The following is a 13,567-nucleotide window of genomic DNA, read 5'->3' as shown; positions in this document are numbered from 1 at the left end:
CGTCTGGCCCCTCTATGATTGCGTCGAACCGGCCTCATTGCAGCGCGCATCCGTCCCGTTCTTGCTGTTACTTTGTATCCAGCGTCGAATAGGTGCCCCTTCCGATCGCGAGCAACGAACCCTTCTCGTCGAACACATCGACATCAGCGACGCCGACGCTCTTGCCGGCGCGCCGCACGCGTGACACTGCAACCAGCGCCGTATCGACCGCAGGCCTGAGGTAGTCGACGCGGAAATTGACAGTCGGCAGGCCCCGCCCGACCATCATGCCGACGGCAAAATCGCCGACCGTGTCGATGACGGAAGCGATGACGCCGCCGTGCCATTGCTTCGAGCCGGGACGACGCTCGAATTCGGGACGCATCGCCGAGCGCATGGTGACTTCCTGCTTGACCGGATCGGCGTCCATGACGGTCAGACCGAGGAACAGATTGAACGGCGAGACATCCAGCATCTTCTGGATATCGGCCGCGGTAAGCGTGGTGACTTCTGTCTTGCTCACGGCGTCACCACGACTTTGCCGAACACCGCCCGATCTTCGATCACGCGCACCGCTTCCTTGGCCTGTTCAAGCGGATAGGACTTGTCGATCAGGACCTGCAGCTTGCCCGCCTGCACCAGATCGAACAGCTTTTCGATATCCTCGCGCTCCCAGCCGTTGGAACCGAGGACCTGCAGCTCGAAAGTCCAGATGAAACGGAGGTCCTCGGTGGGCGAAAATCCAGCCGTGGCGCCGCAGGTCAGGAGACGGCCTCCCAGCTTCAGGCAGCGAAGCGACTTCACCCAGGTGTCGCCCCCGGTAAAATTGACCACCACATCGACGCCGCCGCCTTCAACGAAGCGCCGGCGATGCGGCTTGCCGTGGCGCTCGAAGACTGCCTTCATGAAATCGGTCTGTGTGTAGAGAATGATTTCGTCGGCGCCGAGCTCCTTGAGCCGCCGCCCCTTCTCCTCGCTGCCGGCGCAGGCGATCACATAGGCACCCGCCAGTTTGGCGAGCTGCACGCAGCAGACGCCGACGCCACCGCTCGCGCCAAGGATCAGGACTTTTTCGCCCGGCTTGATCTTGCCGATCGTGTTCATCATGCGGATCGCCGTGCCGTAAGCCACCGGCAGCGCCGCCGCCTGCTCGAAGCCGACATTGTCGGGAATCCTGACCAATTGGTGCGCCTTGGCCCGGCAATATTCCGCGAGGCCGCCGTCCTGAGTCTCGCCCATCAAGCCGCCCTCAACGCGGTTGACCGGATCAATCAGCACGCGATCGCCGACCTTCCAGCCGGTAACGCCCGCGCCGATCTCCGCGATCTCACCGACCACGTCGAGGCCGATGATGACCGGCAGCGGCACCTTGATGCCGGGCATGCCGCGGCGGGTGAACACATCGTGGTAGTTGATCGAGGAGGCCTTGACCCGCACGACGACGTCACCCTCCGCCGCCTTCGGCGTTGGATAATCGGGCACGAATTGAAGCTTGTCGTTGTCGCCATGTTCGCGAAGGACTAGGGCACGCATCTTGTCATTCAGCTCCGTGTTAGGCCGCCGCGGCAAGCGACCAGGTCGCCAGTCCGTCGATCGCCTGTTGGGTTATCGAAATCGCCTGTTCGGTGGTCTGCTCGCGCCAATTGGCCGATACCGGCACGAAGCAGTCGTGAAGATCGGCTCTCAAGAGCCGCACCCGTTCGCTGTCGCGTTCGGCCTTGAACTTGAGCCATAGATCGAGTTGCAGCGCGCGCTGGACATGAACGCCGCGGGTACCGAACTCGACGACAGCGCCGACCATCGGCCGGCGACCGAGGAATTTCGTCAGGCCGTGGAACACCAGCCCTTGATAGTTCGGCCGCGCCATGTTGTGTGGCCGCTGGCCGATGAGCCGCTCCTTGCCCCACCAGCGCACGGCCTCGGCGTGCAGCGGTCCGTTTTCGTCGTTGAAGCAAAGGAAGAACGATTCGGCCCAGCCTCCGATGCCGGTATGCCAATCGATCAAGCCGACACGCTCGGCCTGACCGAGGTGATCGGCGACAATCTTCTCTAGCGTAACGTTCGACCACTCGCGCGCGACGCCGCCGAAATTGTTGCCATTGGGGAAGTCGTACTGCCCGCTCGCAAGCACATTGAACAATGCATCATCGCCATGCGCAGCACGAAAACGATCGAGCGCCGTAGCATAGCCTTGAAGGGCCGCCGGCGTCCAATCATCCGGGACCAGATGAGGGTACAGCGTTGCGTAGCCGGGATTGGCTGGATGCGGCCCCTCGTGATCGACAAAATTGCGATTGAGATCGACGTTATTCTCGGTCGTGCGGGTGCCCCACGCGAAACCATACGGATTGATCGCATGCACCAGCAACACTGAGACATGCGGCGGCAGCGCCCGCGCCGGAACGCCCTTCATCCACGCGACCTGCGCCGCCGAGCCGCTGAGACCTTCAAGGCCGTGCGTACCGCTGATCACGATCAACTGCGACGGGGCGGCGGCATCGCCGAGCCGCGCGACGTCGACCACGAGATCCTGGCCGTCAGGCGTCCTCAGGGTCGGATGACGATATTCGAAAAGCGCGCCACCCAGTTCCGCCGCAGTCGCGCGGAATTTGGCGCGGGCGCCCGCATAGTCCAAGGCAAAGCTCTCGGTGAAATCGATCATCATGGCACCGTGAACCCGAGTGCCACGTTGGCTGCATCCGTATGGCTGACGACGATCCCGTCGGCGTAGGGCCGGTAACCGATCCCTGACCTCTCGAACACCGTCCGCGGCGCCTCGAGCGAAGGCACCTTGAACACCAGCGCGACCATGCGATCCGAGCCGTTCTCGCTGACCAGCGCAGCATCGGCATAGCGTTTGGCAACTGCCGATGGCTCCAGCACACGGATGGTGGCGGTGCCGGCACGGAACAATACGCCGCCAGGCACCTCACTGAGCAAAGGCACGCCGAACATTCGCTCATACAGTGCAGCGGTGCGCGACGGCGCTTTCGACGCGATGACGAATTCGACGATGTCGGTCACACCGTTCGGGTGCACACGCCATTCCGGTCGGTAGACCAGTTCCGGAGTATCGTGGTGGCAGAAGAAGGTACGGCCGTTCTGCACCTCTTCGCTGCCGACGCGAACCACCCTGAAGCGCGCATCCTGCGTACCGCCCGGAAGCGACACTGGGCGCGAAAAGCTCATCGGCTCTTCCGCTGGAACGCCGCGCTGCTTCAAGGCGGCAAAGACAAGATCGGGGTCGACTGATTTGAACACCAGCCCGGTCAGCCCCGGCGGATGCGTCCACAGATCGGCGCGCCTGGTCTCGCTCCCCGGCAGATATCCGAGCAGTTCCAGGTAGTTCTCGCCAAAGATGGCGAGGTTATTGCTCGAGCCGAGCGAATGATGACCACGTTCTGTCAGTTTGAAGCCGAGCCGGCCATATTGCGCGGCCGCCTCGTCGAGCTTCCCCATCACATTGATGACGGCGTGATCGAGAACGGGCTTCACTGCATTGATAGTCAAAGCCATGTCACTCACTTCTTTACAAACCTACCCGCGGCTCGCAGATTTTTAGGCAAGATCGGTGCCACTTCAGGATTGCACTCCCTGCGCTGCACGCGGATGAGAGGCTTGTTTCGTCATGGAGAAATCCACGGCGGCGTCAGCATGCAGCATCGTCGAGTCGAACACCGGAAGATCAATGTGTTGCGGTCCGACCAACAGACAGATTTCGGTACAACCGAGGATCACGCTGTCGGCACCGTTTAACTTTCCGCGCGCGATGACATCGAGGTAGCGGCGGCGCGACCGGTCGCTGACGACGCCTTGGCATAGCTCATCGAAGATGATGTCATGGACAGCGATGCGATCTGCTTCGTCGGGAATGATCGGATCGAGCGCAAACTGCTCGCGCAGCCGCTGCACATAAAAATCCTGTTCCATGGTGTAGCGTGTCGCCAGCAGCAACGGGCGCTTGCATCCGCCGGCCTTGATCGCGCTGGCGGTAACATCGGCGATATGCAACAGCGGGATCGATACCGCCCGCTGCACCTCGTCAGCGAGCTTGTGCATGGTGTTGGTGCAGATCAGCAGGCAGCCGGCGCCCCCCTCCTCCAGCTCACGGGCGATGTTTGCAAGAATCCTGCAGGCTTCATCCCAGCGTCCCTGCTTCTGCAGGTTGACGATCGCGTCGAAGTCGACCGATCGCATCAGGATTTCAGCGGAGTGAAGTCCACCCAACCGGGTTCGGACCTGTTCATTGAGCCGTCGGTAATAGACGGCGGTGCTTTCCCAACTCATTCCGCCGATCAAGCCAATCGTTCGCATTTCCTGCTGCTCGCTCCACACGACATTTCTGCCTTGCGGAAAGACTAGCAGCGCCGTTGCGCAATTCGGTTGCGTATCCAGGACTTATAGGGGCTTCGAGCTAAAAATAGACTTCATAGTTCGAGTGAATTCTGGAATAGGATTTCACAATCTCGGGGCGTCCCGAGTTGGACATGCTGCGGGACTCATTATTGGCTGTCCCCAGCGCGACACCTGTCTTCCGTACGGATTGATCGACGGTTCTTCCGTCTGCGTCGTCGACGCTTAGTCGCTGGCGGCCAACCCGTGGTCGCTCAGGGCGAGCTCAACGCTGGCCCTTTGAATAATTCTCAAGAATGTCGCTAGCCGGGCGATCACCCTGCGCCGAGAGCGTCTCAGCCATCAATCCTGCGATCTGTCGGGCATCATCCTTGCCGGTCTTGATGAGCCCCGCGATGGCGCCGCGCTTGTCTGCGTCACTGTAATGCCGCTTGATATTGAATTTGGGTTCGAGCCGCGTCACTGCCATCGAGAAGCCAACGATGTGCGGCATCAAGGCGGCGCGGCGCGGCGGGCTGTAGTCCGCGATCGACCACTGGCTGGGAAAGCGGCTTTCATTCACACGCACCAGGTCATCGACAACCTGATCGAGGCCAGCGCGGTCAAGCAGGCGGACGTCACCATGGGCATGGACCACCGCATACGACCAGCTCGGCGCCGCCGGACATTCCTTCGTGTACCACTGAGCCGACACATACGCATTTGGGCCGTTGAAGACGAACACCGCCTTCGGCTGGCGCTCCAGCGATTTCCAATGCTCGTTGGCGCGCGCGACGTGACCGCGAATGTGGGTTGCCGCACCGTTTTTCACATCAACCAGCACCGGGATGTGGGAGAAATGCAGTTCACCGTTTTCGGTCGAAACCAGAAGCGCGAAGCCAAGCTCCGACATAAGATCGATAGCAGCCGTGTCGGTCGCCAGGGTGCGTTCGGGACGGTAGAACATGCGAGACCTCCCGTCAGGCAACGTGCGCTGGCTTGAAAGCCTGGGGGTAGTGTCTTATCGCAAACTCCGCGGTGATCAGCCCTTGCTCGAGGTCACGCTCGACGAGTTCGACCGGGCGTTTCGCCGGATCGCCCCAACCGGCGCCGCCGCCGACCGTGAGCTGAACGATATCGCCTTTCTGCAGGGTCATGACCGCGGTGGTTGGCAGGTCGATGACGTCTTTGCCTCGGATCACCTTCAACGATGCGAGGGCTCCATCGGCGCCGCCCATAGCCGCCGCCGAGCACGTCCGCGTAGATGCGCGTGCCGCCGTTCGGGCGCTCCTGCACAAGGTAGAGGCCGGTGGTGGAATTGAAGCCCTGCGCGGGAACCCGATCCGGAATCGCCTTTCCGAGCGCCTCATGGATCGCATCAAGCACGCGATAGGACACGGCGATGCGGGCACGCACCGGTCGGCCGGGCGTCGGATTGACGATCGTGCCCTCGGGCAGCCGGATATCAATCAGGCGATTGCAGGCATCGTTGGCCGGAATGTCCTTGTCGGCGAGCAGGCAGCGAACCGCCGAGATCGCCGCGGCGATGGACGACGATTTCGAGCTGTTGAACATGCTGTGCACCTCTGGTGCCGTGCCGGTGAAGTCCAGCACCATGGCTCCGTCAGCGACCGTAACGGTCGCAACGACCTTTAGCGGAATATCGCCACGTACGCCCGCGTCGATCCATGCCTCGCCGGTCCATGTTCCGTTCGGAATCGTCGCGATGGCTGCCCGCATGCGGCGCTCCGTATAATCGAGCGCCTCCGCCATCGCGCGGACCACCAGATCGTAGCCGTGACGTTCGGCCAGTTGCTGGAGACGCTCGACGCCGGTCCGATTGGCGGCAAGCTGAGCGTAGAAGTCGCCGCGGCCGACTTCTGGCGTCCGGACGTTGGCGAAGATCAGGCGGTCGATCGCGCCGCCCATCAGGTCCCTTTCGACATCGATCAGCAGCGGCGGAATGACAATCCCTTCCTGCAGCAATTCAGTCGCATCAATGTTGATCCCGGCGCCGCCGCCTCCGACGTCGAGATGATGCGCCGTATTACCGACCCATCCGATCAGGACCTCATCGGCGAACACGGGCTGGAAGATGATGAAGTCGTTGAGATGCTGCCCTCCGGCATAGGGATCGTTGAGCAGGATCGCGGAGTTGGGCCCGATCCCGGAGATGTCGAGTTGCGCGACGGATGCCCTGAACGCTTCGCTCAACCCGCCATTGTGGATCGGGATCATTTCGGCCTGCGACACCACGTTGCCGTGCGCGTCGAGAATCGCGGTCGAGCAGTCGCGAGCCTCGCGCACGATGGTCGAGAACGCAGAGCGGACAAGAATTGCCCCCATCTCATTCGCGATCGCTCGGATCGCGTTGGCAAGGATCGCGAGCTTGGTCTGTTCGCCGAACATCACTTTTTCTCCAGCAGCAGATCGCCGCTCTCGCAGCAGCGCGCCGTCCAGCCCGGCGGCACCAGTGTCGTGGTCGTCGGCTCTTCGAGAATGACCGGGCCCGTGATTGTCTCGCCGAAATCAAGATCAGAACGATCCATGAAGGTCGCAGCGATGGATTTGCCCTGGAGGACGATATCGCACGTCTCGCGCTTACCGTTCCGACCAGGATCTCCCTTGGGAGTAACGACGTTGAGCTTGTTCTTGCGGGTAAGCCGCGCCCGCGCGTTGACGATCTGAACCGGCAAGTTCGGTCGCGTGTAGCCATAGCGCTCACGGTGCAGGCTCTCGAAAACGTCACGCAATTCCGACGGGCTTGCCCGTGCCACGTCTGTCCAGACCGTCAACTCGAATCCCTGGCCCGCGTAGCGCAGATCGAGTCCCATCTGGACGTCGTAGCCGCCAGCGGCCAAGCCGAGACTCGCGGCATAGCCGTCACATGTCGCGGCCAGATCGGCTACGCCGATCTCGGCGAGCGACTCGGCAGTCAACGGCTGCAATCTCGCCTTGATGAAGTCGACCTTGAGATCGGCGATCAGCAGGCCGAAAGCGCTGGTGATGCCGGGCGACCACGGAACAAGAACGCGGTTCATGCCGACCTCGTCGGCCACTGTCGCTGCGTGCAGCGGGCCGCCACCGCCATAGGCCACGAGCGTAAAGTCACGCGGATCGATGCCCCTCGCAGTCGAGACAAGACGAACCGCCGCCGCCATGTTGCTGTTGACCATCTGCAACACGGCATCCGCCTTGTGCCTGAGGTCGCCCGGCACCTTCAGCGACGTGAATGCATCTTTCGCAGCCCCGACATCGAGCGTCATCTTGCCTGCGAAGAAGTGCGACGGCCGCAGCAGTCCGGCGATCAACTGCGCGTCTGTCACCGTCGGCAGCTTGCCGCCGCGGCCGTAGCATGCCGGCCCAGGCTCGGCTCCCGCACTGGCCGGCCCGACATTGAGGAAGCCGCCGGAATCAAGCGCCGCGATGCTGCCGCCGCCGGCACCGACCGTAACCATGTCAAGCGCGGTGGTGCGGATCGGCAAGTCATCGACCATAAGCTCTTGCACCACCCGCGGCTCCAGCATGGGCGCGACCGCCACATCCGTGCTGGTGCCCCCCATATCGATCGTGATGATGTCATTGATGCCGTTGCGACGTGCGAACCATGCGGCGGCCTGCACGCCTGCGGCCGGCCCCGACAGCAGCATGCGCACGGCGTTGTCGCCCGCTGCTTCCGCCGGCATGATGCCGCCATTCGACTGCATGATCTGCAAGCCGCTGCTGCAGCCGCGATCGGTCAGGCCGCGATCCAGCCGATCGACGTAGTCGATGACCACCGGGGAGACGAAGGAATTGACCACCGTCGTCACGGTGCGCTCGTACTCACGGAATTCAGGCGATACGCGGCTCGAACAGCCGACGCACGTTGTCGGGCTCATCGAGAGAATGAGTTCGCGCAGGCGATCCTCGTGAACGCCATTGCGGTAAGCGTGCAACAGGCAGATCGCAATCGACGTCACGCCGTGGTCGAGGAGGAACTGGATTTCCTGTTGTGCCACCTCTTCATCGAGGGCTTCGACCACATTGCCGCGCCCGTCGATACGTTCTGGAATCTCACGGATGAAGCGCGCCGCTCTACCGGTGCGCGGGGTTTGTGATAGAAAGCCGTATAGATGTTGCCAACGCGATCGTGCAAACCGATTTCGGTGATGTCGCGAAAGCCCTTGGTGGTGAGAAGCCCGGTGCGCGCACCGCGCCGCGTGATCAATGCGTTGGTCGCGATCGTCGAGCCGTGCGAGAAGCGCGTCACCTCCTTTAACCGCACGGCAGCCTGATCGACCGCGTTCTCAACCGCCTTGTGGACCTGGCTCGGTGTCGACGGAACCTTGCCGACGGAGACCACGCCTTCCTCGTCCACCCAGACGAGGTCCGTAAACGTCCCGCCAATCTCGACGCCAACCTGCATTCTTCACCCCGTTGGATTTGAAGTCGCTCAAGACCGCAGAAGGCCGGCGCGGCGGATCTTCTCGCGTTCGATCTCGAAGTTCTTTTTGATCACCTCGCCAAAATCGGCGCCATCTCGATATTGGATCGACTGTCCGTATTTTTCCTGGATCGCGACATGTTGCGGATCAAAAAGCGCCAGTTTGAAAGCGTCGTGCAGCCGCTGGACCACCTCCTGCGGCATTCCCTTCGGACCAATCAAACCGTTCGGACTCGCGGCGGTCACGTCATAGCCGAGATCGTAGAGGGTCGGCGCGTCGGGCCAACGCTTCAACCGCTCGTCAGAGAAGACCGCCAACCAGCGCGCTTGCCCGTTGTCGACCAGATCGCCGAGGATCGTGCCGCCCGCGTGGGCGTCGATGTGGGCGCCGAGCAAGGCGGCAATGCCCTCGGAGTCCCCCTTGAACGGCACGTGGATCAGCTTGATCTTTTCGATATCGGCGACCTGAACCATCGCCAGGTTCTGCGCGGTCGCCGGACCGTTCGTCCCGTAGTTGACCTCCTCGGGCCGCTTGCGGGCCTCGGCGATAAAGTCGCCCCAGGTCTTGAACGGTGAATCCTGACGAACGACCATGCCGACGTTGAAAGCGCCGATCTGGATGATTGGCGTGAAATCCTGCAACGCGTCATAGGGCGTCTTCTGCATGAGCTGGACGCGCAGAACCGCCGAATGCGTGACTGCGATGCGGTAGCCATCGGGCGACGCCGACAGCATCGCAACCGCGCCTAGCGTGGCACTGGCGCCTGGACGGTTTTCCACCACGATCAGCTGGCCGAGGTGCGTTGCCGCGGCCGTCGCCAGAACGCGGAACGTGGTATCGGCCGTTCCACCGGCCGGAAACGGAACGATCAGCGTGATAGGCCGTGACGGGAACTTATCGTTCGCCGACGATCTCCTGGGCCACGACGCGGCCAGGGACAGCGCACCGACACCGCCCAACCAAGACCTGCGAGACAGTCCGACCATGGTGACCCTGCTCCTTAGGATTTGTGAAGGAAGCTTACTTGTGGGCCACAAATCTGATAAATCGAAAGATCATAATGATTGATCGATCCTATGAATATAACGAGCCAGGACCTCCATATCTTCCTCACCCTTGCTCAGGAAAAGAATTTCACCCGGGCGGCCGCGCGATGCGGGCTGTCGCAGTCGGCGTTCAGCACCCGCATCTCGTCGCTCGAACACGCGTTAGGAGCCAAGCTGTTCGACCGGACCACACGCAGGGTCGAAATGACCCCCGATGGTGAGGTCTTCGAGCCTTTCGCTCATCAGTTGCATGCAGATTTGTCCGACGTTATTCAGATTTTCCGCGACCGGGCGGCGCGCCGCCGAGGCCGGGTGTCGATCGCGGCGCTGCCATCGGTCGCTGCCGGCTGGATGCCGAAAATACTGTCGAGATTTGCAGCCCGGCATCCAAACGTTCAGTTGTCGCTGACCGACGCAATGGCGGAGACGTGCGTATCATTGGTACGCAACGGCGACGTTGACTTTGCCCTGTCGACGCTTGACGGTGCAGAAGACTTGGACGGGCAGGTCGTGGCGACTGATCACTTCTACCTCGTCTGCCGCAAAGATCATGAGTTGCTGTCGAAAAAGAAGATCGCTGCCGCTGACATCGCGTCCTATCCGTTTATTCACCTGACACGCAATAGTAGTGTTCGCCGCGCCCTCGATGCCGCCTTTGAGCGCGTGAAACTAAAAGCCCATCTCGAGGCGAATTACATGGCGACGCTTGCCGGCATGGTAGAAGCGGGTCTGGGCATCACAATAGTTCCGTCGCTTAGCCTCCACCAGTTCGAGCGTCCGACACTTGGCGTTAGAGTTCTGCAAGCGCCACGGATCTCTCGTCCGATCTATCTGATCCGTCGGCGCGGTCGCACATTATCGGCAGCCGCTGAAGCACTCTTCAACGAGATCCGCCGGACAGACTTCGAGGAGCCTTCGATCATGCGCAAGCGCACCTAGGGTGAACGTAGTCACAGACATTGGAGATGTTGGGCGATCACATCCTGGGTTTGTCTTCCTTGAAGTGGTGCCAGCAGACCCGCGCCATGAGCGCAAAATCAGCGCCGCGCGCGTTTTCGTCTTTGTTTGCTTGGTCCAGCACATCCGGCCTCCTTGCTGCCCGATCCACATCGCAATTCGGTGCATGGAACAAATGTACCTGTATAGTCACAAAAGTGTCGTCGGCCACCGTTAGGAGTCGCCTCCTCTCAGGCGCAAACGATGGAACGACATGCAAAATGGTGAACCGACGCCGATCCGGGTTGCTCAGGACGTGAACGGAAAACTCCGCGCGTGGCCCGTGCGGCCAGAGACGGTCGAACATCGGTTGAAGGCCGGTCGCACCAGCGACCCAGCACGGGTGCTGCGCGAATGCCGCGCCTCTTTCGTGCTGCTCAACGAGGTGGAAGCGTAAACGTGCGCCGCGCCATCCTCGTCATCCTCGACGGCCTGCGCCGGGACCTCGTCGGTCCCGAGACCACGCCGCACTTGGCCGCCTTCGCCGCGCACGCCGAGCAATTCTCAGACTACAGCACGATCTTTCCTTCATGCACGCGCGTGGTCTCCGCCAGCCTCGCCACCGGCTGCCTGCCGGCGCGCCACGGGCTCCAGGGCAACACCATGGTCCTCGTTGAAGACGGCCGCCTTGTGCGTCACGATGCGGGCCGGCCGGATTTTCTCCAGCACAAAAGACGTGTCACCGGACGGTCCCTTGGCGTTCCGACTCTTGCCGAGCGGCTGCGTGAGAACGGTGGTGCGGTGATATTCAGCAACGTGTCGCCTGGTGCGGCCTATGCTCACGATCCCGACGGCCACGGACGCATCTATCATCGCGCCGGCTCGTTCGGGCGAGGCCGCATTCCCCTACCCGAAGCTGAGCAGCTTCGCGTGACCCTGGACGTGGCTGGCGATCGAGCCATGACCGAGCGTTTCATTGCGGAGACTGTGCTGGCCGCGAGTCCTCCCGCCCTCACTCTGATGTGGCTGGGCGAACCCGACTCGTCCCAGCACGCTCTGCCGCTGGGCTCGCCCGAACACCTGGCCGTCCTGATGGAAGCCGATCGGAACGCGAAGCGCGTCATGGACGCGGTGGCGCAATTGCCCGACCGCGAGGATGTGCTCTTTCTCCTTGGATCCGATCACGGTCATCAAACCGTGAGCGACGTCATTCACGTCGAGGCTGAGCTGGTCGCCGCAGGCCTCAAGGAAAGTCTCGATTCCGACGAGGTGGTGGTGGCCTCCAACGGCACTTCGGCACTGATCTATCTTCACCCGGACGCCGCTGGGCGCGAGGCGGCAATCGCAAGCTTCCTGGCTGGCCAAGACTGGACCGGAACCGTACTGACGAGGGCCGAGTTGCACCGTATTGGCCAGTCCACCGACAACGGACTCGCTTGTGCCGTCTCCATGCGCGAGACCGAGGCTCCCAACGCTTTCGGCATTGTCGGGACGAGCTTTGCCGCCAAGCGTTCCGAAGGCAAGGAAGATGTCATCGGCGCAGGTCAGCACGGTGGGCTTGGGGCTGCCGAGCAGTCGCCTTTCCTGATGATCTCGGGTCCGGGCTTCTTGGCCGGCGCGGTGCGCTCCAGAGCAGCCTCGGTTATCGACATCGCGCCTACCATTCTTGCTCATCTCGGTCTGCCCGGCTCCGGCACAGACGGCAACGCGCTACAGCGAGGCGGCTGTGGCTGAGATCGAGCTGCGCGGCATCGAGAAGCGCTATGGGGAGGTGTCGGTCCTGAAGGGCGTCTCCCTGAAGATTCAGGATGGGGAATTCCTGACCCTGGTGGGGCCGTCCGGCTGCGGCAAGTCCACCTTGCTGCGGATCATCGCCGGGCTCGAGGATCAAGACGCCGGCGAGGTGAGCGTGGGCGGCCGGCCCGTGGATGGCGCCCGTCCAAAGGACCGGGACGTCGCCATGGTGTTTCAGTCCTACGCCCTCTATCCCCATCTCACCGTATTCGACAACATCGCGCTGCCATTGCGCACGCGGCGGCTCTCCTTCGCACAGCGCCTGCCGCTCATCGGACGCCTCCTGCCGGGTCGCACCGGCATCGAAAGGAGCATTCGCATGGAGGTGGAGCAGGCCGCCACCATGCTCGACGTGGCCCATCTGCTCCACCGCAAGCCCGGCCAGCTTTCCGGCGGGCAACGCCAGCGCGTCGCCCTCGGGCGCGCAATGGTGCGGCATCCCACCGTTTTTCTGATGGACGAGCCGCTATCCAATCTCGACGCCAAGCTCAGAGTGCAGATGCGCACGGAAATCACCGCTCTGCACCGCCGCCTCGGCGTCACCTTCGTTTATGTCACGCATGACCAGTCGGAGGCCATGACGATGGCGGACCGCGTGGCCGTGGTGATCGGCGGCGAGCTGCTCCAGGTGGGTCCTCCAGAAAAGCTCTATCGCGACCCGCAGGATCTGAGGGTGGCCGAGATGATCGGCAGCCCCAAGATCAACGTGGTCGCTCGCGGCCATTGGGCGGACGATCGACCGATTCTGTCGGCAATCCTTGCACCGCAGACCAAGCACCTCGCATTTCGTCCAGAAGGAGCCGTCCTGACCACGCCAACCGCTGGCCTGCCCGGTGGCACCGTGACGGATCTTGAAAATCTCGGCTCAGATATCTTCGTGCATGTGGCGCTCCGCGACGGCTCGGAAACCGTCGTGATCCGCACCGCCCCCGACGAACCACGCTTTTCGCTCGGCTGCGCGGTTGGGCTCAAGGTCGATGCTGCGCGACTGATGCAGTTCGACGAGGCTGGCAGGCGCTGCGGCGATATCGAGCGGGTGGCAGCATGAGCGTG

15 protein-coding genes are annotated in these 13,567 nt (G+C 62.3%); 4 read left to right on the top strand and 11 right to left on the bottom strand.

Annotation, left to right across the window (positions count from 1 at the left end):
* Positions 1-67: 67 nt before the first annotated feature.
* The 10 genes from OZ411_RS22640 to OZ411_RS22595 all read right to left on the bottom strand — a co-directional run bounded on the left by OZ411_RS22640 (position 68) and on the right by OZ411_RS22595 (position 9,724).
* Complete coding sequence (locus OZ411_RS22640) at positions 68-502, bottom strand: PaaI family thioesterase (protein WP_207234451.1); 435 nt, start codon at positions 500-502, stop codon at positions 68-70.
* Complete coding sequence (locus tag OZ411_RS22635) at positions 499-1,512, bottom strand: zinc-binding dehydrogenase (protein WP_282529719.1); 1,014 nt, start codon at positions 1,510-1,512, stop codon at positions 499-501. The genes OZ411_RS22640 and OZ411_RS22635 overlap by 4 nt, the downstream gene beginning before the upstream one ends.
* Before the next feature lie 19 nt (positions 1,513-1,531).
* The gene (locus OZ411_RS22630) at positions 1,532-2,644 is read right to left on the bottom strand and encodes a M14 family metallopeptidase (RefSeq protein ID WP_282529718.1); all 1,113 of its coding nucleotides are present in this window, start codon (positions 2,642-2,644) and stop codon (positions 1,532-1,534) included.
* Positions 2,641-3,495, bottom strand: coding sequence for a VOC family protein (locus tag OZ411_RS22625; protein ID WP_282529717.1), 855 nt, complete (start codon positions 3,493-3,495; stop codon positions 2,641-2,643). The genes OZ411_RS22630 and OZ411_RS22625 overlap by 4 nt, the downstream gene beginning before the upstream one ends.
* Positions 3,496-3,558: 63 nt before the next feature.
* On the bottom strand, positions 3,559-4,293 hold the full coding sequence (locus tag OZ411_RS22620) for an aspartate/glutamate racemase family protein (RefSeq protein ID WP_130578647.1): 735 nt from the start codon (positions 4,291-4,293) through the stop codon (positions 3,559-3,561).
* 304 nt (positions 4,294-4,597) lie between these two features.
* Positions 4,598-5,278, bottom strand: coding sequence for an FMN-binding negative transcriptional regulator (locus OZ411_RS22615; RefSeq protein WP_282529716.1), 681 nt, complete (start codon positions 5,276-5,278; stop codon positions 4,598-4,600).
* Between the two features lie 92 nt (positions 5,279-5,370).
* Entirely contained in the window at positions 5,371-6,720 is a 1,350-nt protein-coding gene (locus OZ411_RS22610) for a hydantoinase B/oxoprolinase family protein (protein WP_282529715.1), read from the bottom strand.
* On the bottom strand, positions 6,720-8,336 hold the full coding sequence (locus tag OZ411_RS22605; RefSeq protein ID WP_282529714.1) for a hydantoinase/oxoprolinase family protein: 1,617 nt from the start codon (positions 8,334-8,336) through the stop codon (positions 6,720-6,722). Before OZ411_RS22605 ends, OZ411_RS22610 begins: the two co-directional genes overlap by 1 nt.
* On the bottom strand, positions 8,270-8,719 hold the full coding sequence (locus OZ411_RS22600) for a hydantoinase/oxoprolinase N-terminal domain-containing protein (protein ID WP_282529713.1): 450 nt from the start codon (positions 8,717-8,719) through the stop codon (positions 8,270-8,272). Before OZ411_RS22600 ends, OZ411_RS22605 begins: the two co-directional genes overlap by 67 nt.
* Before the next feature lie 27 nt (positions 8,720-8,746).
* The gene (locus OZ411_RS22595; protein ID WP_282529712.1) at positions 8,747-9,724 is read right to left on the bottom strand and encodes a tripartite tricarboxylate transporter substrate binding protein; all 978 of its coding nucleotides are present in this window, start codon (positions 9,722-9,724) and stop codon (positions 8,747-8,749) included.
* 78 nt (positions 9,725-9,802) lie between these two features.
* Between OZ411_RS22595 and OZ411_RS22590 the strand changes: the two genes are divergently transcribed.
* A complete protein-coding gene (locus tag OZ411_RS22590; protein ID WP_282529711.1) occupies positions 9,803-10,723 on the top strand; it encodes a LysR family transcriptional regulator in 921 nt (306 codons plus the stop codon).
* Between the two features lie 37 nt (positions 10,724-10,760).
* Here the strand turns inward: OZ411_RS22590 and OZ411_RS22585 are convergent, their stop codons facing one another.
* Positions 10,761-10,952: a hypothetical protein gene (locus OZ411_RS22585; protein ID WP_282529710.1), complete on the bottom strand. Its 192-nt coding sequence runs from the start codon at positions 10,950-10,952 to the stop codon at positions 10,761-10,763.
* A gap of 42 nt (positions 10,953-10,994) precedes the next feature.
* On the opposite strand from OZ411_RS22585, the gene OZ411_RS22580 reads away from it, so the two are divergent.
* From OZ411_RS22580 to OZ411_RS22570, 3 genes are read left to right on the top strand one after another with little or no spacing between them, the layout of a single operon-like run.
* The gene (locus OZ411_RS22580; RefSeq protein ID WP_282529709.1) at positions 10,995-11,177 is read left to right on the top strand and encodes a hypothetical protein; all 183 of its coding nucleotides are present in this window, start codon (positions 10,995-10,997) and stop codon (positions 11,175-11,177) included.
* Positions 11,178-11,179: 2 nt separating this feature from the next.
* The gene (locus OZ411_RS22575) at positions 11,180-12,454 is read left to right on the top strand and encodes an alkaline phosphatase family protein (protein ID WP_282529708.1); all 1,275 of its coding nucleotides are present in this window, start codon (positions 11,180-11,182) and stop codon (positions 12,452-12,454) included.
* Entirely contained in the window at positions 12,447-13,562 is a 1,116-nt protein-coding gene (locus tag OZ411_RS22570) for an ABC transporter ATP-binding protein (protein WP_282529707.1), read from the top strand. The genes OZ411_RS22575 and OZ411_RS22570 overlap by 8 nt, the downstream gene beginning before the upstream one ends.
* The last annotated feature ends 5 nt before the right edge of the window (positions 13,563-13,567 follow it).

Source organism: Bradyrhizobium sp. Arg237L (genome assembly GCF_029990105.1).
In the GTDB taxonomy this organism is placed as follows: Bacteria; Pseudomonadota; Alphaproteobacteria; order Rhizobiales; family Xanthobacteraceae; genus Bradyrhizobium.
The sequence above is the reverse complement of the archived record's forward strand: the minus strand, read 5'-3'. Positions and strand labels throughout refer to the sequence as shown.